The sequence below is a fragment of the Epibacterium sp. Ofav1-8 genome (assembly GCF_022348185.1).
Classification (GTDB): Bacteria; Pseudomonadota; Alphaproteobacteria; order Rhodobacterales; family Rhodobacteraceae; genus Epibacterium.
On sequence record NZ_JAKRFD010000015.1, the window covers coordinates 72939 to 94502 of the forward strand.

Below are 21564 nucleotides of genomic sequence, written 5' to 3' on the forward strand. Positions count from 1 at the left end.
TCCCCTTGCGCGACACATTTTGCCCCGCCATAGAGCGCGATTGAACCCGTATGGAAAGGTGCCCAATTTTATGCCAGTCGTCGTCGTCGAATCCCCGGCCAAAGCCAAAACGATCAATAAATATCTGGGCTCCGACTACACCGTTCTGGCATCCTACGGCCATGTGCGCGACCTGCCCGCCAAGAATGGATCGGTCGAACCGGATGATGATTTTGCCATGACCTGGGAGGTCGGCAACGACTCCAAGAAACATGTGCGCGCCATTGCCGAGGCCCTCAAAAATGACAACGCACTGATCCTCGCGACTGACCCCGATCGCGAAGGCGAAGCAATCAGCTGGCACCTGCAAGAAGCGCTGACCAAGCGCCGGTCGATCAAGAAAGACACCGATGTCAAACGCGTGACCTTCAACGCGATCACCAAGGATGCGGTCGCTGAAGCGATGAAAAATCCGCGCGATGTCGATATGCCGCTGGTGGAGGCCTACCTTGCCCGCCGGGCGCTGGACTATCTGGTGGGTTTCAACCTGTCGCCCGTACTGTGGCGCAAACTGCCCGGCGCGCGCTCGGCCGGGCGCGTGCAATCGGTTTGTCTCCGCCTGATCGTCGAACGTGAGATGGAGATCGAGGCGTTCAACCCGCAGGAATACTGGTCGGTGCGTGCAAATCTGGCCACCCCGCGCGGCCAATCGTTCGAGGCGCGCCTGACGGTGCTCGGCGGCGAAAAGCTCGACAAATTCAGCCTCGCCAATTCCACCGCAGCCGATCTTGCGGTGCAGGCCGTCTCCAGCCGCAAGATGTCGGTGCTGTCGGTCGAGGCCAAACCGGCGGCGCGCAACCCCTCTGCGCCGTTCATGACCTCGACCCTGCAACAGGAAGCGAGCCGTAAATTCGGCATGGGCGCAAAGCAATGCATGAATGCAGCGCAGCGTCTCTATGAGGCCGGGCTGATCACCTATATGCGGACCGATGGGATCGACATGGCCCCCGAGGCCGTCTCTGCAGCGCGTGACGAGATCGCCAAACGCTATGGCGCCGAATACGTGCCGGGCGAGCCGCGCATCTACAAGAACAAGGCCAAGAACGCTCAAGAGGCGCACGAATGTATTCGCCCGACCGACATGAGCCGCGACGCGGCAAGCCTCAAGGTGACCGAGGACGATCAGCGCAAGCTTTATGATCTGATCTGGAAGCGCACGCTGGCCTGCCAGATGGCCGGTGCCCGGTTGGAGCGCACCACAGTGGACATCGGCTCTGACGACAAGCAGGTGGTGCTGCGCGCCACCGGTCAGGTCGTCATGTTTGATGGCTTCATGCGCGTCTATGAAGAAGGCCGCGACGATGTGGTGGACGAGGACGACAAGCGCCTGCCCCAGATCATGCAGGGCGAGGCCCTGAAATTTGCAGGCTCTCTTGCAGCGCAGGCTGAAAAAGCAGGCAAGGACGGCTCTGTGCTGTCGCAGGATGGCGCAACGCTGGCGCTGCAGCACCACACCCAGCCCCCGCCGCGCTACACCGAGGCCACGCTGGTCAAACGTATGGAAGAATTGGGCATTGGCCGCCCCTCGACCTATGCCAGCGTCATCACCACGATCCAGGACCGCGAATATGTCCGCAAGGACAAGAACCGCCTGTTCCCCGAGGACAAGGGGCGGATCGTGACCATCTTTTTGCTGAACTTCTTTAAGCGCTACGTGGAGTATGACTTCACCGCGGCACTGGAAAACCAGCTTGATGACGTGAGTGCGGGCGGCAAGGACTACAAGGAACTTCTGGACAGCTTCTGGCGCGACTTCTCGGCGGCGATTTCCGAGACCTCGGATCTGCGGATTTCCGAGGTGCTCGATGTGCTGGACGAAGCACTTGCGCCACAGCTTTATCCGCCGCGCGAAGATGGCGGCGACCCGCGCCTCTGCCCGAAATGTGGCGCCGGGCAGCTGCACCTGAAAACCTCGCGCACCGGCGGCTTTGTCGGCTGTGGCAATTACCCCGAGTGCAACTACACCCGCCCGATCTCTGGTGAAGGCGCCGAAGGTTACGAGCGCGTTCTGGGCGAGGACGACGGTGATGAGATCCACCTGAAATCCGGTCGCTTCGGCCCCTATGTGCAGCGCGGCGAGGCGACGCCTGAAAACAAGAAACCGCCACGCTCTTCGCTGCCGAAACAGGGCAAGGACTACCTGCCGGGCTGGGGGCCCAACGATATCACGCTGGAGCAGGCGGTGACCCTGCTGACACTGCCGCGTGAAATCGGCGCACATCCGGACGGGGGAGTCGTGTCCTCGAACCTCGGTCGTTTTGGCCCCTACATCATGCATCAGCGCCCGGACGAGGAAAAACCCGTCTATGTGAACCTCAAGGAAACGCTCGACGTCTTTGAAATCGGCATGAACCGCGCGGTGGAAATGCTGGCGGAAAAACGCGCCAATCCGGGCCGGGGCCGATCTGCCGCGGCCAAACCGCTGCGCGAGCTGGGAGAGCATCCCGACGACAAGGCGCCGGTGAACATCATGGATGGGCGCTACGGGCCCTATGTCAAATGGGGCAAGGTGAACGCCACATTGCCCAAGGACACCGAGGCCAAGGATGTGACCATGGACATGGCGGTCGAGCTTTTGAACGAGAAGGCTTCCAAATCCGGCAAGAAGAAAGCCCCGGCGAAAAAAGCGGCGACCAAGACAACCGCTGCGAAGAAGAAAGCGCCCGCGAAAAAGAAAGCGGCCAAGGCCTCCGGCGAGTAACAGCGAGGCGGGGACGCTCCCGCCCGTCGCACCTGCATGGGTATGCAGGCCCTCCCGTTGGGCCGAGCGCCGCGCTGACGCGCGGCGTTTTCCGTTCTACATCAGTGCAGTGCGCAAGAGCGCAGACATCGCGTCCTCAAATATATCCGCGCGCCCCTGCCCCTGTGCGATCGCAAGAGCGGCGCGGTCAAATGCTGCAGACAGAACCAGCGCGCGGGCCTCCAACTCCGGCTCCGACAGTGAGGGCTGTGCCGCGGCAAGCCCCGCCCGCAAGGCCGCCCTGCCACCGCCGGCATCAATCCTGTCCATTTCCCTCGCCCCCAGCACCGCCGGACCATCGATCAGCAAAAGCTGAGCGCGCCCCTCGCTTTGCATCGCGGCAAAGAACGCGCGGCTCCCCGCAGCCAATGCCTGTTCTTCATCCGCCAGTTTCCCAGCGCTGTCTATGGCGGTGCTGACGGCCTCTGCCTCGGCTTCCACCACCGCCCGGAACAGGGCCTGCTTGTCTTCAAAGTGGTGGTAGAGCGCACCGCGCGTTGCCCCGGCCGCGCGCACGATTTCTGGTGTGCTGGCCTCGGCATAGCCTTTTTCCACAAAAAGCGCGCGCGCCGCCGCCATCAATCGCGCCCGCATTTGCGCGCGGCGTTCCGCATTCGGGGTGGATTTACTTTCTTCTTGCATACATGCAGCCTGTTTGTTTATCAAAAACATACTGCCTGTATGTTACTCACGGAGAGAGACAGATGAAACCCACTCAATTCTACCCGGTCATCCAGACGCGGAACGTCGCGGCCACGGCGCAATTCTACCAACAGCACTTTGGCTTCTCGCCCGCCTTTACGTCGGACTGGTATGTCCACCTGCAATGCGATGCCGATCCGAGCGTGAACCTCGCCATTCTCGACGGCGGGCATGAGACAATCCCCGAAACCGGGCGGGGCCTGACCAGCCATATGTTGCTGAATTTCGAGGTCGAGGATGCGCACGCGGAGTACACCCGCCTGACGGGCTGCGGCCTGGAGGTGGTGAAACCGCTCTGCGACGAGGACTTTGGCCAGCGTCATTTCATCGTCAAAGATCCCAATGGCGTTCTGATCGATGTCATAACGCCCATCGCCCCCAGCCCCGCGTTCGCCGCACAATACAGTGCCGAAGCCCTCCCCGGCTGATCCATTCGCCTTTTTGCCAAATACCTCCGCCGGAGGCACGGGGCCGCCCGGCCCCGTTTCACCATCGGTAGAAATACGCAGAACCTTCCGTATTCGTTGACTCGACAGCGCGACTGGGGCGATTAGCTTGACCCAGAGGAAATGGAAGGGAGAGTTCCATGAAAAAGGTATACGGCTCTGCCGCCGAGGCCCTGGACGGGGTGCTGTTCGACGGCATGACCATCGCGGCCGGCGGCTTTGGCCTCTGCGGCATTCCCGAACTGCTGCTTGAGGCGATCAAACAGGCGGGCACCAAGGATCTGACCTTTGCGTCCAACAATGCGGGCGTCGATGACTTTGGCATTGGTATCCTGCTCCAGACCAAACAGGTCAAGAAGATGATGTCGTCCTATGTGGGCGAGAACGCGGAGTTCATGCGTCAGTATCTGTCTGGCGAGTTGGAACTGGAGTTCAATCCGCAAGGCACCCTCGCGGAGCGCATGCGCGCTGGCGGCTGCGGTATCCCCGGTTTTTATACAAAGACCGGCGTTGGCACCCAGATTGCCGAAGGCAAAGAGGTAAAGGTCTTCGACGGCGAGGAATACATTCTTGAGCGTGGTATCTTTGCGGATCTGTCGATTGTGAAGGCCTGGAAAGCCGATGAGACCGGCAACCTCGTGTTCCGCAAGACTGCCCGCAACTTCAACCCGCCTGCCGCCATGTGCGGCAAGGTATGCGTGGTCGAGGTAGAAGAGATCGTGCCCACTGGCAGCCTGGACCCCGATCACATCCACCTGCCCGGCGTTTACGTGCACCGCCTGATTCAAGGCGAACATGAAAAACGCATCGAAAAAGTGACCACCCGCCCGCGTGAGGAGGCTTGATCCATGGCTTGGGACCGCAACCAGATGGCCGCACGGGCGGCACAGGAACTCGAAGACGGCATGTATGTGAACCTCGGCATCGGTATCCCGACGCTGGTGGCCAATTACGTGGGCGATAAGGACATCACGCTCCAGTCGGAGAACGGCATGCTGGGCATGGGCCCCTTCCCCTTTGAGGGCGAAGAAGACCCGGACCTGATCAACGCCGGCAAGCAGACCATCACCGAGCTGCGCCGTACGGCGTATTTCGACAGTGCAACCTCCTTTGGCATGATCCGCGGTGGCAAGATCGCCGCCGCGATCCTGGGCGCGATGGAAGTGGCCGAAAACGGCGATCTTGCCAACTGGATGATCCCCGGCAAACTGATCAAAGGCATGGGCGGCGCGATGGATCTGGTGGCCGGTGTCGGCCGCGTGGTGGTGGTCATGGATCACACCAACAAGCATGGCGACTCCAAATTGCTGAAGGAATGCACCCTGCCCCTGACGGGCAAGGGCGTGGTGGACCGCATCATCACCAACCTCGGCGTTCTGGATGTCGTCGAAGGCGGGCTGAAGATCGTCGAGGTCGCAGAGGGCGTCACTGAGGACGAGCTGCGTGCCGCGACCGAGGCAACACTCGTCAACTAAGCATGCCCCGCCCCGGTCGGATCGCTCTGCGATCCGATCCGGTCACCTCAGTGACCGAGGATCACGCGACCTGCCGGTTGCATGCTCAGGCCGTGTAAGAGCGCTGCCGCGGAACCTGCCTCTAGTTCATGCTCTCAAAGACACAGCCGTCCGAAATCAGGATTGGAGGGGTCGCGCACAGGTTTCGCGCCAATTGATAGGCCGCAAGAACCTTGGGCACATAATCGCGGGTTTCCGCAAACGGCGGGACACCAGAATGGGCCCGAACGGCCCCGGCCCCGGCATTATACCCCGCCAACACCAGAACCGGGTCCCCTGAAAACTCATCCATCAGCTGATCCAGAAATGCGACTCCGCCCCGGATGTTGTCCTGAGCGTCAAAGGCATCAGCCACACCGAACTGTGCAGCGGTTTCCGGCATCAACTGCATCAACCCCTGGGCGCCCACCGTGCTCACCGCCTCCGGCTCTCCTCCGGATTCCACCACAAGAACCGCCAGGGCCAAAGCCGGCGATACGTCCGTCCCGATTGTCGCTGTCAGCAAGGGCACGCCGTACTCCGCGATCAGATCCTGCAAATCCTGCAATCGCGGCGCCGGCACCTCGACGCGCCCTTCCAGTGCCAGCAGCCCGTCCTCCAGCCGTCCGGGCGAAGCATGCTCAAGATCCGAGCCGACCTCATCCCAGAACCATGCAAACCTTGGCGTTTGAGCGTTTGGCGCAATGGATCCATCGGGCTCTGCCACTGGCGCTTCATCCGACACGGCCGCAGCCGCCGTGGGATCGATCTGCACCGTTATCCGTTTCTCTGTCCCCGGTGACGGCGGCCGGACGCGCTTGGCCTGGAAATCTGCAAATGGCTCCGGAGCGCCCTGCTCCTGCGCCCAGATCGTGCTTGCGACCACAAGGCCACAGCATGCTGCCAGCACCCGCTTCATTCGATTTCCGCTCGCTTTCCACCTCTTGCCAGAGAGAATCCTGTGCCAAAGCCCGGCAGAAATCCAGCCCCACAGCAGGGATTGGGACGGTTTTGCCACATTTGCTCCTTATTCACCGGGCGCAGACAGCCCCCCCCCCGGGAAAGCAGGGCAAATACACCATCGAATTAAACACTTACCCAATTCGCTAAGATTTTTTTAACCTAAGGGGCTTGTTTCCGGAATTCGGCCCAATTCCTGCCACGCTGACTGGAGATAACAATCACATCCAAAGCGGGACGTCATCTGAAGGTGAGAGAGCAGATGACATGAAGCGCCCCACAGGATGCCAACATTCTATCGATCCTCAGGAGGGACGAACCATGATCAAATTCTTCAAAAACTTCCGCAAAGACGAATCCGGCGCCGTGACCGTGGACTGGGTTGTGCTCTGTGCCGCCGTTGTGCTGCTGGCCGGCGTTGTCATCACCAACCTGAAAACCGGCACCGACGCGCTGGCGGAGAACACCGCGACCTATCTGTCCGACATCACCGTCGGCGAAGAGGCCGCTGACTAAGCCACTCGGCGCCTCTGAACTCCAGAGGATAGACATTGGTTCGGGCCGCGCGACAGTCGCCGCGCCGGCCCGAATGACATAGGGGGCACCGGATTGTGAGGCTTGTGATGAAGCAGTTGAAGAACTTTCTGGTCCTTGAAGACGGTGCGGTTACCGTTGATTGGGTCGTACTGGTCGCACTTGTCGTGGGGTTTGTGATTGTCACCTTCACAAACATCATGGATGCAAGCGAGATTTTCGCAGGGCACATCGCGACCTATCTGACCAACTGGACATTCTGACACGAATGCCCGCCTGATCGCCCAACACGCACCATTGCCGTCTTCCTGCACGGCCCCAAGCATACCAACCTCTTCGGCCCACGGCACCTAGGTTCCGGCTGAAACGGCACAGTCGTGGTTGCGCGACAGAAAGGGACTACCATGCGAGCGGTTTTCGGACTTGTTCTTATCGTGGGTGTCGCCCTCGCCGGCGGCGCCGTCATGATGGCCAAAAACTATATCGAAGCCCACCAGATCGCCCTGGCTCGCGAGCGCGCCAAGGGAGAGCAGTCAGTACCGACCGTTCCGGTCTATGTGGCAAATGAGAAACTTACCTATGGTCAAAAGCTGACCAAGGAGAACGTGCGCCAGATCAATTGGCCGGAAAACGCCCTGCCCGAGGGCGTATTCTCTGAAGAGACGGATCTGTTTCCCTCCGACGCCTTGAAGGATGCACGCTACGTATTGCGGACGATGGAAAAGAATGAACCGCTGTTGTCGGTCAAGGTCACCGACCCGGGCGAGGATGCCGGTATCACATCGCGCCTGGAGCGTGGCATGCGTGCCTTTGCCATCCGTGTGGATGTCGCCAGCGGTGTGTCCGGGTTCTTGCGACCGGGCGACCGTGTGGACGTTTACTGGAGCGGGGAACCACCTCGCCGCCGTGGCGAGGACCGCCGCGGAGAGGTCACCCGCCTGATCCAGACAAATATCGAGCTGATCGCAGTGGACCAGTCCGCCGGCGGCGAGGTCAATGGCGCGGTGATCGCCAGAACCGTAACGGTGACCGCGCGCCCCGAACAGGTTGCAACCCTGGCACAGGCGCAATCCACCGGCCGCTTGTCGCTCGCCCTGGTTGGCGCGGAGGATGACACCATCGCCTCCCTCGTCGAAGTCGACCAGCGCGCCCTATTGGGATTGGGGGAACTGGAAGCCCCGCAGCAGGCCGAAGAAGAGAAAGTCTGCACCATCCGAACCCGCCGTGGTGCCGAGGTTGTGGAAATCCCGATCCCCTGCAGCAACTAAAAGCCTGCGTTTCATTTCAGATGGTTACCAGCCTCCGCCCCCCGTTGTCCGGGGCGCGGAGGTTTGCCGTTGTGACCACGATCCAACAACGACCCTCGGTTAAAAACCACTGCGAAGTCATTGATTCTTGCAATGAAAGGCGACTTGGCGCAGATTGGGTGCAAAATCGGGGCGACAAGACCCCGCATTCTGAGGCGTGATCGGAAAGGCAGGTCACATGTCAATTGGACGATTTTTTGCGGCGGCCCTGACCGGGCTGACCCTTTTCTGTGCATCCCTCCCCGACGCCAGCATGGCGCAGGGAGTAAAAGTCGTTAAGAAGGGCACCAACGCCACGCTTGATGTGCCGATGAACCGGGCTGTCGTGGTCGAGGCGGATGTCCCCTTTGCGGAGCTGAGCATCGCCAATCCGGGGATCGCCGATATTTCTTCGCTTTCGGATCGCACGATCTATGTGCTGGGAAAATCGCCCGGCCTGACCACATTGACGCTTCTGGACGGCTCTGGCCGTCTGATTACCAATGTGGACGTGCGGGTTGCGGCCGATGTGAGCGAATTCAAACAACGCCTGAAACAGATCCTTCCGAACGAAAAAATCGAGGTGCGCACCGCCAATGACGGCATTGTGCTGTCGGGCAACGTTTCCAGTTCTCAGCGCCTGCAGCGCGCCCTGGACCTGGCGGAGCGTTATGCGCCGGACCGGGTCAGCAACCTGATGACCGTCGGCGGTGTCCAGCAGGTGATGCTGAAGGTGCGCTTTGCCGAGATGGAGCGCTCGGTGTCCAAATCACTGGGCTCTTCCGTGGCATTTGGTGCAACCGATGTGCTTGGCGAAACCGGCACCTGGCTTCAGGGCGAAAACGGCCTGGCCAACCCGGAAATCGCCACGCGGGACGGTATCGCCGGGGCAACCTTCATCGGTTTTGACATCGGATCGGTGGAGTTTGGTGTCCTGCTGGAAGCGCTGGAAGAAAAAGGCCTGGTTCGCACCCTGGCAGAACCCAACCTCTCCGCGCTGTCCGGGCAGGAGGCCAGCTTTCTCGCCGGTGGCGAATACCCTGTGCCGGTGTCCCAACGCGAAGGTGTCGTGACCATCGAGTTCAAACCCTTCGGGATCGAACTGAATTTCATTCCCCGCGTGGTGGATGGCGATCTCATCAATCTGGAACTCAAGGCCGCGGTTTCGGCGATCGACCCGACCAATTCGATCACTCTGGAGGGGCTGGTTATCAACGCCTTCACCCGCCGCGAAACCTCCACGACCGTGGAAATGCGCGATGGCGAGAGCTTTGCGATTGCCGGCCTGATCGAAGACGAGTTCCTCGACAACGCCGCGCAGGTTCCGTGGCTCGGTGACGTGCCCATTCTCGGCACGCTGTTCCGCAGTGCCGACTACACCCGCAACCAGAGCGAATTGGTCATCATCGTCTCGGCCCATCTGGTCACCCCGACCCGTGGCGAGGCCTTCTCGCTGCCCACGGATCGCATCAAGCCACCAAGCGAGCGCAACCTGTTCCTGCTTGGTCGCACGGAACGCACGCAGTCGGGCGCAGCCGGCGAAGTGGCAAACCAGGACTTTGATGGCTCTTACGGCTATCTCCTCGACTAACGCATAGGAACGGTGGCGCAGATGTTGAAACACGCGGCAATGATTGGACTGGCTCTGGCAACGAGCGCCTGCGCCTACAAGGAAGCCGGCGCCCCGCTGGACCAAACCTATTTCGGCTCGGCCAACGTCAACAATACCGCCGTCCAGTCCGGCGATCGCAGCTACCGCGTGCAACTGGCCAAGCGCTTTGCGTCGGAAGTGCCAAGCACGATCAACTTCGATTTCGACAGCGCCCGCCTCGATGGGGCTGCGCGTCAGGTTCTGGACCGTCAGGCGGACTGGATTCGCCAGTTCCCCGAAGTCCGGTTCCGGGTCTATGGCCACACCGATGCGGTTGGCAGCCAAGGCTACAACAAATCGCTGGGCTTGCGCCGCGCGCGCGCCGCGGTGAACTATCTGGTGGCCCGCGGGATCAGCCGCAAACGTCTGGAGGCCGTGGTCTCCTACGGGGAAACCCAACCCCTGGTGCTGACCGACCAGCGCGAGCGCCGAAATCGCCGGACCGTGACCGAAGTCAGCGGCTTTGTCGCGGCCCGCGTCAATCAGCTGGATGGCAAATATGCGCAAATCGTCTATCGCGATTATGTGGCAAGCGGCGTCTCCGAAACCACGCTGAGGGCCGACTCGCGACTGGACGAGTAAGACCGTTCAGGCGGCCTGATCCCGACCTGTCATGACCCGGGCGGGCACATCACAGGCAAAGCCCCGTCGCGGTAAACTCTTTGTTAGGCATGATTAACATTCCCTACAATCGGAGTTTTTTGGCCCCAATATCGCCCAGATTGAGAACGACAGTGATCCCATAGGCGCCGTGTACCTTGTGGTGGGGGCGGCGTCGGTCCACCATCGGCATTGAGCCGGGACCGAACAATGTGGGGATACTGGCGATGACGAGTGAGAATTCGCAAAGCGAGGCTGCGCCGATCGCAGCCTGTACAATCAGCCGTGACGTCCAGAACTTCGATCTGCTGATCGAGGACATGGAAACCGTCATGGGCGAAGCCTGGGGGGACCTTGGCTTTACCGAAGCGCTTGCCTTCTTCTACCAGCCCGAAGCAGAAGCCGTGGAGTTCGTGGCCCTCGCCATGGATGCCGAGGACGAGGGCAACCTGCCGCTGATGGGAGAAATCATCACCCAGGCCAAGTCGCGCGGCATCAAGGTCATCTTGGTCGCCGAGGATGTGACCCCGGCCGCATTGCACAAGCTGCTGCGCCAAGGCGCGGACGAGTTCATCCCCTACCCGCTCCCTGAACAGGAGCTGGCGGCGGCGGTTGAACGCCTGCGTGTGCCGGAACAGCCTGTAGCACAAACGCCAGCGGCACCGGCCCGCGCGCACAAGCTGCATGCCGACAGCCAGCGCGAAGGCGCCGTCATCGTGTGTCATGGTCTGGCCGGCGGCTCTGGCGCGTCGACATTTGCCGTCAACCTCGCCTGGGAGCTGGCGGAACTGACACCATCGGAACGCCCCAGCGTCTGCCTGCTGGATCTTGATCTACAAACCGGCTCGGTCTCGACCTATCTCGACCTGCCGCGCCGCGAGGCGGTGATGGAGATGCTGAGCGAAACCGAAGCCATGGACGAGGACATCTTTGGCCAGTCGCTGGTGTCGTTTCAGGACAAACTTCAGGTGCTGACCGCGCCTGCGGACATGGTGCCGCTGGAATTCATCACGCCTGAGGACATTCTGCGCGTGGTGGAAATGGCGCGCAGCCATTTTGACTTTGTCGTCATCGACATGCCCCACACGCTGGTGCAATGGACCGAAACCGTGCTCACCCTCTCGCATGTCTATTTTGCGATGATAGAGCTGGACATGCGGTCCGCCCAGAACGCCCTGCGGGTCAAGCGGGCGTTGCAATCGGAGGACCTGCCCTTTGAAAAGCTGCGCTTCCTGCTGAACCGGGGCCCGAAATTCACCGACCTGAATGGCAAAAGCCGGGTCAAACGACTGGCAGAAAGCCTGGGTATTTCCATTGACGTCCAGCTGCCGGACGGCGGGAAAACCATTCTTCATAGCTGCGATCACGGCCAGCCGCTGGCGATCTCCGCACCAAAGAACCCTCTGCGCAAGGAAATCGCCAAACTGGCAAAGAGTCTGCATGAGTTGGGGCGGTCGGACGCGGAAGCGGCCTGAAAGGGCACGTGAACACCTGGGGGTAACAAGATGTTTTCCAAGTACAAGAAACCGGCCGCAGCACCCGTCGCCGCAGCGCCAAAGCCCGCAGCGGCCCCCGTTGAGGCGCCGGTCGAAGGCGTAAAGACCATGCTGCGACGCCCCGCCCAGCGCAAGACGGCCGAGGCGGCCCCCCAGGATCGCGAGCGCAAGCGCAAGGAACGCCTGGGCGAGATCAAGATCGAGCTGCATCGTGAATTGCTCGAAAACCTGAACCTTGCCGCGCTGGAGAAGGCCTCCGAGGCGGACCTGCGCAACGAGATCGCCTCGATTTCAAGCGAAGTGCTTCAGGACAAGAACATCGTCCTCAACCGCGAGGACCGGCAGCAACTCAACAAGGAGCTGTATGACGAGGTCACCGGCCTCGGGCCGCTGGAAACGCTGCTGAAGGATGACAGCGTGTCGGATATCCTGGTCAACGGACCGCAGCAGATCTTTATCGAGCGTGGCGGCAAGCTGGAACTCTCCGACGTCACCTTCAAGGACGAGCGTCACCTGATGCGGATCATCGACAAGATCGTCTCTGCTGTGGGGCGGCGCGTGGATGAATCAAACCCCTATGTGGACGCCCGTCTTGCCGACGGTTCCCGCTTTAACGCCATGGTGCCGCCGATCGCCGTCGACGGATCGCTGGTTTCGATCCGGAAGTTCAAAAAAGACAAGCTGGGCATCGACGATCTGGTGAATTTCGGCGCCTTCACAGAGGAAATGGCTGCATATCTGCAAGCGGCGGTTTCCACCAGACTGAACGTGATCGTCTCGGGCGGCACAGGTTCGGGCAAGACGACAACCCTGAATGCGCTGTCGAGCTTCATCGACAATTCCGAACGCATCCTCACCATCGAGGATACGGCGGAATTGCAGTTGCAGCAGACCCATGTGGGCCGGATGGAAAGCCGCCCGCCCAACGTCGAGGGCAAGGGCGAGGTGTCGCCGCGCGACTGTCTCAAGAACGCCCTGCGGATGCGTCCCGACCGCATCATCGTCGGCGAGACCCGCGGCGCCGAGGTGATCGACATGCTGCAAGCGATGAACACCGGCCACGATGGGTCGATGACCACGATCCACGCCAACTCCGCCCGCGACGGGATTTCGCGTCTTGAGAACATGATCGCCATGGCCGGTATCGAAATGCCGATCAAGGCGGTGCGCAGCCAGATCGCCTCCGCTGTCAATCTGATCGTACAGGCCTCGCGCCTGCAGGACGGGTCCCGCCGGATGACCTCGATCACCGAGGTGACCGGAATGGAGGGCGATGTGATCTCCATGCAGGAGATCTTTCGCTTCCAGCGCGTGGGCCTGACGCCCGACAACAAGATCATCGGCCATTTCACCGCAACCGGTGTACGCAGCCACTTCTCCGAACGCTTCCGTCTCTGGGGATATGACCTGCCGCCCTCGATCTATGAACCAACCGTGATGGAGACCCGCTGATGCAGATCGGGATTGAACCACTTATCTACGGGCTGATCTTTGTCGGGGTTCTGGTCCTGGTCGAAGGGCTCTATCTTGTCACCTTCGGTAAATCGATCAGCCTGAACAGCCGCGTCAACCGACGGCTGGAAATGCTGGAAAAGGGCGCCAACCGCGAGCAGGTACTGGAACAGCTCCGCAAGGAGATGCGACAGCATCTGAAATCGCAGTCGATCCCGCTCTATTCCCTGCTGGCCGAACGCGCCCAGAAAGCCGCCATTGCCTTCACGCCGCAGCAGCTGATCCTCATCATGGTCGCATTGGGCGGGATTGCCTTTGTCGGCCTCAGCATCGGCACGCAGGCGGATACCTCCGTGCGTGCCCTCGCCTCTGTCGTGATCGGCGTCGGCGCGGTTTTCGTCTGGGTGAACTCCAAGGCCAAGAAACGCATGGCCGTGCTGGAAGAACAGCTCCCCGACGGTGTTGAACTGATGGTGCGCAGCCTGCGCGTGGGGCATCCGTTCTCCTCTGCGATTCAGATGGTCGCCAAGGAGGTCGAGGACCCGCTGGCGACCGAATTTGGCATCATCGCCGATGAATGCGCCTATGGGCGCGACGTCGGCGAGGCGCTGAAAGAGATGGCCGAACGCCTCGACATGCAGGATTTGCGGTTCTTGTCCGTCGCCGTCACCATCCAGCAGCAGTCCGGCGGCAACCTGGCCGAGGTTCTGGCCGGCTTGGCCAAGGTGATCCGGGCGCGCTTCCGGCTGTTTCGCCGGGTGAAGGCGATCACCGCCGAGGCGCAGTGGTCCGGCAAGTTCCTCTCGGGCTTTCCGCTGTTCTGCCTCGTGTTCACCCTGTTCAACGATCCCCACTACTACGACAACGTGCTGGACCATCCCTGGTTCATTCCCGCCTGTTTCGTGGTCGGGGTGATGCTGACCGCCAATATCTTTGTGATGCGCATGCTCACCAACATCAAAGTCTGAGGATCGACCATGAACCCGCTGACCGCCGTGCAGGATATGCTGATCAACCAGTTCGGAGAACTCGGGCCCTTGCTGGCGCTGGGATGCCTCGGCATTCTGCTGGTTGCGGTGGCGGTGGGGCTGATCCTCAATCAGCCGGAAGACCCGCTGAAGAAACTTCAGCGCAGCCTGTCCGAAACGCAATCCTCAGCGCCGCAAAAGGACCGCCTGCGCCAGGCCAACCGCAACGAGCAATTGCAGAAGTTTGCCAATTTCCTCGAACCGCAGAACGAGGAAGAGCTCTCCGCGATGGAACTCAAGCTGCGCCAGGCGGGCTATCAGTCCAAGGACGCGGTGCGGCTGTTTCACTTTGCGCAATTTGCCCTGGGCCTGATCGGGCTTGGGCTTGGCCTGTTCTATGTCTACGGGCTGAACGCCGATATGGAGTATAGCTCGCAGGATATGATCCTGCGGATCGCCGGCCCCGCCGGGGCCAGCTATTTCCTGCCGCGCTATTGGGTGAACCGCCGGATCGACCAGCGCAAGCAGGCCATCACCCGCGCCTTTCCCGATGCGCTCGATATGATGCTGGTCTGTGTGGAGGCCGGCCAGTCCCTGGATCAGGCGATCGTCCGCGTCGGCAATGAGCTGCGCGCCTCCTACCCCGAATTGGCGGAAGAATTTGAAATCGTCGCTTATGAAATGAAGGCCGGCAAGGAAAAGGACAAGGTGCTGCGTGACATGGCCACCCGTTGCGGCGTGCAGGACGTGTCATCCTTTGTGACGGTGATGATCCAGTCCGCAACCTTCGGCACATCGATCGCCGATGCGCTTCGGGTCTATGCGGCGGAAATGCGCGACAAACGCGTGATGCGTGCCGAAGAGGCCGCAAACAAGTTGCCAACAAAAATGACCCTTGCCACAATGGGCCTGACCGTACCACCGCTGCTGATCATCCTGGTTGGACCCTCCGTCGAGGGTATCTCGAACCTGGGGAAACAAGGCACCTTGCCGTGACAAGAACACCATGACCACCCGGACCAGACGCACCCGCCTATTTCGTCTGATCCCACCTGCGACCGTCACCTGCGCTCTTGCGCTGGTGGCGGCTTGCGTATCAGCGCCTGCGCGCAACAGCCTGTCCCTGACGGACGATCAAGGCGTTTGGGCCCCGGGCGTAAACCCGACAAAAGACGCCGTGAACGGGCTGGATGTGGGCCACCGCCTGATGGCCGCCGGGCAATACGAACTGGCCATCGACGCCTTCAACCGAGCGGCGCTGAACGAGGGGCTGACCCCCGAAGTGCTGTCCAGCCTTGGCACGGCGAACCTCGGGCTCGGCCGTCTGGGCCAGGCCGAAGACCTGCTGCGCCGCGCGGTCCGGGACGCGCCGGAATGGCCCGAGGCGCTGAACAACCTTGGCGTGGTCCTGATGGAACAGGGCAAACATGCCGAGGCCGAACAGATCCTGCGGCGCGCCTATGCGCTGGACAATGGCGAAAGTGACGCAATCCGCGATAATTTGCGGCTGGCCCTCGAAAATCTTGACAACCCCGGGCATACTGCCGCCACCGGCGAGGAGTTTAAACTGGTGCGCAGGGGGGGCGGCGTCTACCGCATCCAGACGACACCGTGACATCGCCAGAGGCAGAGCAGAAAAGGACGCAGCAAAATGCGCCATATGGGTCTATTGTCCGCAGGGCTGGTCGGGGCACTGTTCCTGTCCGCCTGTAGCAAGGAAATCGACAAGGAAGCCGTGGAGCGCGCGCTTCAGGACGTCAATGTCATCGATGAAAGCAACCTCAACAGCGTCATCCTGAACAGCTCCGATCCGAATGAAGCGGTGTCCTATTTCCAGCGCGGCGTCGCCGAAAACCCGGATCGTATCGACATGCACCGCGGTCTTGCCACGTCGCTGATCCGTGCCAAACGCTACACCGAAGCCGCCGCCGCCTGGCAACGCGTGGCAGGGCTGCCCGACGCCACCGATGAGGATCGCGTGAACCTGGCCGATGCGCTGATCCGCACCAACGAATGGGATCAGGCCCGCAAGACCCTCGATACCGTGCCGCCGACGCATGAGACCTACAAGCGCTACCGGCTGGAAGCGATGATTGCCGACAGCGAAGAGAACTGGAAAGCCGCAGACAGTTTCTATGAAACCGCGATCGGGCTGACCACGACCCCTGCCGGCGTGTTCAACAACTGGGGTTATTCGAAACTCACGCGCGGTGATTTCACCGGCGCCGAGCGCCTGTTTGGCGAGGCCCTGCGTCAGGATCCCAACCTGTTCACTGCCAAGAACAATCTGGTTCTGGCCCGCGGCGCCCAGCGCAACTACAGCCTGCCGGTGATCTCGATGACCCAGGTCGAGCGGGCGCAACTGTTGCACACTATGGCCCTGTCGGCCGTGAAACAGGGCGACGTGAATACCGGCGAAGGTTTGCTGCGCGAAGCGATCGAAACCCACCCGCAGCATTTCGAAGCCGCCTCACGCGCGCTCGAAGCGCTGGAAAACGGCTGATCGGAGCACCCCAATGCAATTCCCGGCCCAGGCTGCCCTGTGGTTTCTGCCTTTTGTCGCGCCGCTGTGCTTTATCGTGGCGCTGACCGACCTGCGAGAAATGCGCATTCCCAACTGGACGGTGGACTCTCTGGCCGCCCTCTATGTCCTGTTGGGCATGCTGGTGATGCCAAGCTGGACAGAATACGGCTGGCAGTTGCTGCATCTGCCGGTCGGGCTGGCCATCGGGTTCCTGATCTATGCTGCGGGTCTGGTGGGGGCTGGTGACGCAAAGTTCGCCGGCGCGGCGGCACCCTATGTCGCGCTGGCAGATCTCTCCGATGTTGCGGTGATCTTTGCCTTCACCCTCCTGAGCGGTTTTCTCGCCCATCGGATTGCCCGCCATACCCCCCTGCGCCGCTTTGCACCGGGCTGGAAGAGCTGGGATGCGGGCAGCAAGTTTCCCATGGGCCTGTGCCTGGGCGCGACGCTTGCGATCTATCTTTGCCTGGCGGCCTTTTACACCGGCTGACAGTGCGACACCCGCGGAGCTCCCAAACACGCCGGATCTTGCGCACAATCGGCCTCGCTCTTCGTGGAAATGATGCAGCGATGCCGTGGTCTTGCCACAGTGTTGAATATTCTCTTTTGCAATCGCCGCGGCCCGGGGAACGCATGCCCCACGGGCCAGGATGGGACCGTCATTGCCACAGAGGAACCGCCGCAAAATGAACATGCAGAACCTGACCGTCATGGCGCCCCCCGCCCCCAAGGGCCTGGCCGAAATGCGGCTGCCGCTGGTGATGATGCGGGACATCCTGCTGAAGACCATGTTCCGCAAGACCCTCGATACGGTCACCGAACTGTCGGAGGCGATCTGCCTGCCCACATCGGTGACGCAGGAGCTGATCGACATCGCCCGCGAACAGAAGTTGCTGGAGGCCACCGGGACGCTCAATGCGAACTCCGGCAACGAAATGGGCTATCAGCTGACCGACGCGGGCAAGTCCCGGGCGCTGGATGCGCTGGCGCAGTCGGAATATTTCGGCGCGATGCCGGTACCGCTGGAGACCTACCGCGAACAGGTCAAGCGCCAGTCGATCCGCAATATCATGGTGACACGGCAGCAACTCACCGCAGCCATGGGGCACCTGATCCTGCCGGACACGCTGCTGGATCACCTTGGTCCTGCTGTCAGTGCCGGGCGCTCGATCCTGATGTATGGCCCGCCGGGGAACGGCAAATCGTCGATCTCGAACGGGATTCGCGACGCGCTTGGGGATCGTGTGTTTGTACCTCGCGCGATCGAATATGCCGGTCAGGTCATCACCGTCTACGACCCGATCGTCCATAACGCCGTTGCACCGGAAGAAGACGATCCCAATGCGCTGCGCAAGCGGCGGCGGTTCGACGAGCGTTATGTCTGCTGCGAACGCCCGACCGTCGTCACCGGTGGTGAACTGTCCCTGTCGATGCTGGACCTCGTCTACAATCCGACCGCGCGCACCTACCAGGCGCCGCTGCAGCTGAAATCCACCGGCGGCATATTTATCGTCGACGACCTCGGGCGCCAGGCCGAAAGTCCCCAGGCGCTGGTCAACCGCTGGATCGTGCCACTGGAAGAGAGCAAGGATATCCTCGCCCTGCAATCCGGTGAGAAATTCGAGGTCCCCTTTGACACGCTGGTGATTTTCTCCACCAACTTTCACCCCAACGAGATCTTCGACCAGGCGGCCTTGAGGCGGATCTTCTTCAAGATCAAGATCGACGGGCCGGATCAGGAGAACTTCCTCAAGATCTTTGCCCTGGTGGCCCGCAAGAAGGGTGTTCCCCTCGACGAAGCGGCGCTGGTCCATCTGCTGAAGAACAAATACCCCACAATCAACAATGTCTATGCCAACTATCAGCCGGTGTTCCTGATCGACCAGATGATCTCGATCTGCGAGTTTGAGGGCATCCCCTACCAGATGTCGCCAGAGCTGATTGATCGTGCCTGGGCCAATATGTTCGTCAAGGACGAGGCGATCGTCAAATAACCCCCCCGACCAGCTGCACCGACGCCGTGGAGGGGGGCCTCCCGCCCGTCGCCGGATCAGTGCTGATCCGCTCCCGTTGGGCCCGGCACCGTGCCACGGCACGGTGCCGCAGTCTGCCCCTAGGGCAGACTGCATGGGAGACGACGCTAGCGGCATTTACCCCCTGTCAGGTTCCTGCCCGGACATTCGCTGGCGCAGCATATTCTCATGGTCCAAATAACCTTTGGTCGCGGCACCGATCCGGACTAAATGGGGAACATGGAAACGCTACCCCCCCAGATTATGTCCTGGTTTTCGAGTCGTGGCTGGAGTGTACATCCGCATCAGCAGGATATGCTGCGCCGCAAGGATGATCCCGCGACGCTGCTGATCGCTCCCACCGGCGGCGGCAAGACCATGGCCGGGTTTCTGCCGACCCTGTGCGAACTGGCCGATGGCAGGCATGACGGCCTGCATACGCTCTATGTCTCGCCACTGAAGGCGCTGGCCACCGACATCAAGCGCAACCTCACCGGCCCGGTCGCCGAGATGGGCCTGCCTATCCGGATCGAGGACCGCACCGGCGACACCTCCTCCGCGCGCAAGCGCCGCCAGCGGGCCGACCCACCGCATATCCTGCTGACCACGCCGGAAAGTCTTGCCCTGATGGTGTCATATGAGGATGCCGCGCGCACCTTCAAAGGACTGCAGAGGGTGATCGTGGACGAGGTACATGCGTTGGCCGAAAGCAAACGCGGCGATCAGCTGATGCTGGCGCTGAGCCGCCTGCAGGCGCTCTGCCCCGATCTGCGCCGCGTCGGGCTGTCGGCGACGGTGGATGACCCGGCCGCGATTGCAAACCGGTTGGCACGCCATCCCGATCCCTGCCCGATCTACATGGCGGACCCGGGGCCAGCCCCGGACATTCGCATGCTGGACGTGGCAGAGGCGCCACCCTGGGCCGGCGGTGGCGCGGCCTATTCCATTCCCGCCGTGCTCGAACAGATCCGCGCACACCGCACGACGCTGATCTTCCACAACACCCGTGCGCAGGCGGAAATCTTCTTTCACAACCTGTGGCTTGCCAACGACGAGGGGCTGCCCATCGGCATTCACCACGGTTCGCTCGACCGGGTGCAGCGCGAACGGGTCGAGGGCGCCATGGTCCGCGGAGAACTGCGTGCGGTGGTCTGTACCGGCTCGCTCGATCTCGGGATCGACTGGGGGGATGTGGACCTGGTGATCCAGATTGGCGCCCCGAAGAACGTCAAGCGGCTGGTGCAGCGGATCGGGCGCGCCAACCACCGCTACAACGCGCCCTCCAAGGCGCTGTTGGTGCCCGCGAACCGCTTTGAGGTGGTCGAATGCCGCGCCGCTCTCGAAGCCGCCCTCGCGGGCGATCTCGATGGTGATCCCCTGCCTCCCGGGCCGCGGGATGTTCTGTGCCAGCACATCCTGATCGCCGCCTGCGCCGGAGCGTTTGCCGCCGATGATCTGTATGCCGAGATCACCAGCGCCGGGGCCTATGCAGGGCTCACCCGTCCCGAATTCGACGCCTGCCTCGAGTTCTGCGCCACCGGCGGCTATGCCCTTCGCGCCTACGACCAATGGCAGCGGCTGGTGCAGCACCCGGACGGGCGCTGGCAGTTGCGCGATCCGCGCGCGGCGGCGCGCATCCGGATGAACCTCGGCACCATTCAGGACACCGACACGCTGAAAGTCCGCCTGCGCCGCAGCAGGGGCGGCAAACCACTCGGCGAAATCGAAGAGGGATTTGCCGCCACCCTCACCCCCGGCGATACCTTCCTGATCGCCGGCCAGATCGTGCGCTATGAGGGGCTGCGGGACATGACTGTCGAGGTCACCCGCAATGCCGCCAGAAAACCCAAGGTCGCCACCTTCAACGGCACCAAATTTGCAACCTCCACGCAGCTGTCCGAGCGCATTCTGCGCATTCTGAACCAAGATCACTGGCCGGATCTCCCTGACCACACCGCCGAATGGCTGACGCTCCATCGCGAGGTCTCGCAGATGCCGCGCGCAGGGCGCCTGCTGGTGGAGAGTTTCCCCCATGACGGGCGCGAATATATCTGTGCCTACGGGTTCGCAGGACGCAATGCGCAGCAAACTCTGGGTCTGCTGCTGACAAAGCGGATGGAAGAGCTTGGCCTTGATCCGCTTGGCTTTGTCGCCTCTGACTATGCCACGCTGATCTGGGGGCTGGAACCGGTGCAGGATGCCGACGCGCTTCTGGATCGCACCGCCCTGCGCGAGGGACTGGAGGGCTGGTTGGCCGAGAACGCCGTCATGAAACGCGCCTTTCGCGGCGCTGCCACCATCGCCGGGCTGATCGAGCGCAACCTGCCGGGACAACGCAAGTCCGGCCGGCAGGCGACGTTTTCCTCCGACATCCTCTACGACACCCTGCGCAAATACGATCCCGACCATCTGCTGCTCGACATCACCCGCGAGGAGGCGTTGCGCGGGCTGGTGGATTTTGGACGAATCGAGGACATGATGGATCGCGTGGGCGACCGGATCGATCTGCTGCGCCTGCATCGGATCTCTCCTCTTGCAGCGCCGCTGTTGCTGGAGGTGGGAAAGATCCCGATCAAGGGCGCCGGTGTCGAACGGTTGATGGCTCAGGAGGCGGAAACCCTGATGCGCGCGTCCGGGCTTGCGGATCTGGCCCAATAACGC

The 21564-nt window shown here is 61.6% G+C and carries 20 protein-coding genes; 18 read left to right on the top strand and 2 right to left on the bottom strand.

Translation table 11 applies throughout. From position 1 onward, the window contains the following. Positions 1 to 70 precede the first annotated feature (70 nt). The gene (topA, locus tag MHM97_RS19890; protein WP_239324793.1) at positions 71 to 2740 is read left to right on the top strand and encodes a type I DNA topoisomerase; all 2670 of its coding nucleotides are present in this window, start codon (positions 71 to 73) and stop codon (positions 2738 to 2740) included. Between the two features lie 96 nt (positions 2741 to 2836). On the opposite strand, the gene MHM97_RS19895 is transcribed toward topA, so the two are convergent. After that, entirely contained in the window at positions 2837 to 3421 is a 585-nt protein-coding gene (locus MHM97_RS19895) for a TetR/AcrR family transcriptional regulator (protein ID WP_239324795.1), read from the bottom strand. Between the two features lie 62 nt (positions 3422 to 3483). Here MHM97_RS19895 and MHM97_RS19900 point away from each other — a divergent pair, with 62 nt between their 5' ends. The 3 genes from MHM97_RS19900 (at position 3484) to MHM97_RS19910 (ending at position 5402) form a co-directional block, all read left to right on the top strand. Next, a complete protein-coding gene (locus MHM97_RS19900; RefSeq protein WP_239324797.1) occupies positions 3484 to 3909 on the top strand; it encodes a VOC family protein in 426 nt (141 codons plus the stop codon). 158 nt (positions 3910 to 4067) lie between these two features. After that, positions 4068 to 4772 (top strand): CoA transferase subunit A, encoded by a 705-nt coding sequence (locus MHM97_RS19905; RefSeq protein ID WP_005639212.1) that lies wholly within the window; start codon positions 4068 to 4070, stop codon positions 4770 to 4772. 3 nt (positions 4773 to 4775) lie between these two features. Then, complete coding sequence (locus tag MHM97_RS19910) at positions 4776 to 5402, top strand: 3-oxoacid CoA-transferase subunit B (RefSeq protein ID WP_239324799.1); 627 nt, start codon at positions 4776 to 4778, stop codon at positions 5400 to 5402. 121 nt (positions 5403 to 5523) lie between these two features. Here MHM97_RS19910 and MHM97_RS19915 read toward each other — a convergent pair whose 3' ends face one another. Beyond that, positions 5524 to 6339, bottom strand: coding sequence for a lytic transglycosylase domain-containing protein (locus MHM97_RS19915; RefSeq protein WP_239324924.1), 816 nt, complete (start codon positions 6337 to 6339; stop codon positions 5524 to 5526). A 362-nt stretch (positions 6340 to 6701) separates the two neighbouring features. Between MHM97_RS19915 and MHM97_RS19920 the strand changes: the two genes are divergently transcribed. From MHM97_RS19920 to MHM97_RS19985, 14 genes are all read left to right on the top strand, one after another. After that, positions 6702 to 6896 carry a Flp family type IVb pilin gene (locus MHM97_RS19920; protein ID WP_239324801.1) on the top strand — a complete coding sequence of 65 codons (195 nt, stop codon included), beginning with the start codon at positions 6702 to 6704 and terminating at the stop codon, positions 6894 to 6896. Between the two features lie 107 nt (positions 6897 to 7003). Continuing rightward, positions 7004 to 7177, top strand: a complete 174-nt coding sequence (locus MHM97_RS19925) for a hypothetical protein (RefSeq protein WP_239324803.1) — start codon at positions 7004 to 7006, stop codon at positions 7175 to 7177. Positions 7178 to 7318: 141 nt separating this feature from the next. Further along, complete coding sequence (gene cpaB, locus MHM97_RS19930) at positions 7319 to 8182, top strand: Flp pilus assembly protein CpaB (protein ID WP_239324805.1); 864 nt, start codon at positions 7319 to 7321, stop codon at positions 8180 to 8182. Between the two features lie 217 nt (positions 8183 to 8399). Continuing rightward, a complete protein-coding gene (locus MHM97_RS19935; protein WP_239324807.1) occupies positions 8400 to 9791 on the top strand; it encodes a type II and III secretion system protein family protein in 1392 nt (463 codons plus the stop codon). A gap of 21 nt (positions 9792 to 9812) precedes the next feature. Continuing rightward, the gene (locus tag MHM97_RS19940; protein WP_239324809.1) at positions 9813 to 10433 is read left to right on the top strand and encodes an OmpA family protein; all 621 of its coding nucleotides are present in this window, start codon (positions 9813 to 9815) and stop codon (positions 10431 to 10433) included. 245 nt (positions 10434 to 10678) lie between these two features. Next, entirely contained in the window at positions 10679 to 11926 is a 1248-nt protein-coding gene (locus tag MHM97_RS19945) for an AAA family ATPase (RefSeq protein WP_239324811.1), read from the top strand. Between the two features lie 30 nt (positions 11927 to 11956). Continuing rightward, positions 11957 to 13399 carry a CpaF family protein gene (locus MHM97_RS19950; RefSeq protein ID WP_239324813.1) on the top strand — a complete coding sequence of 481 codons (1443 nt, stop codon included), beginning with the start codon at positions 11957 to 11959 and terminating at the stop codon, positions 13397 to 13399. After that, positions 13399 to 14367, top strand: a complete 969-nt coding sequence (locus MHM97_RS19955) for a type II secretion system F family protein (RefSeq protein ID WP_239324815.1) — start codon at positions 13399 to 13401, stop codon at positions 14365 to 14367. The genes MHM97_RS19950 and MHM97_RS19955 overlap by 1 nt, the downstream gene beginning before the upstream one ends. 9 nt (positions 14368 to 14376) lie before the next feature. Continuing rightward, the gene (locus MHM97_RS19960) at positions 14377 to 15363 is read left to right on the top strand and encodes a type II secretion system F family protein (protein ID WP_239324817.1); all 987 of its coding nucleotides are present in this window, start codon (positions 14377 to 14379) and stop codon (positions 15361 to 15363) included. Between the two features lie 10 nt (positions 15364 to 15373). Beyond that, positions 15374 to 15982 (top strand): tetratricopeptide repeat protein, encoded by a 609-nt coding sequence (locus MHM97_RS19965; RefSeq protein WP_239324828.1) that lies wholly within the window; start codon positions 15374 to 15376, stop codon positions 15980 to 15982. Between the two features lie 36 nt (positions 15983 to 16018). Next, the gene (locus MHM97_RS19970; protein ID WP_239324830.1) at positions 16019 to 16870 is read left to right on the top strand and encodes a tetratricopeptide repeat protein; all 852 of its coding nucleotides are present in this window, start codon (positions 16019 to 16021) and stop codon (positions 16868 to 16870) included. A gap of 13 nt (positions 16871 to 16883) precedes the next feature. Continuing rightward, complete coding sequence (locus tag MHM97_RS19975) at positions 16884 to 17381, top strand: prepilin peptidase (protein WP_239324832.1); 498 nt, start codon at positions 16884 to 16886, stop codon at positions 17379 to 17381. Between the two features lie 196 nt (positions 17382 to 17577). After that, the gene (locus tag MHM97_RS19980) at positions 17578 to 18885 is read left to right on the top strand and encodes an ATPase (RefSeq protein WP_239324834.1); all 1308 of its coding nucleotides are present in this window, start codon (positions 17578 to 17580) and stop codon (positions 18883 to 18885) included. A gap of 258 nt (positions 18886 to 19143) precedes the next feature. After that, positions 19144 to 21561, top strand: a complete 2418-nt coding sequence (locus MHM97_RS19985; protein WP_239324836.1) for a ligase-associated DNA damage response DEXH box helicase — start codon at positions 19144 to 19146, stop codon at positions 21559 to 21561. The last annotated feature ends 3 nt before the right edge of the window (positions 21562 to 21564 follow it).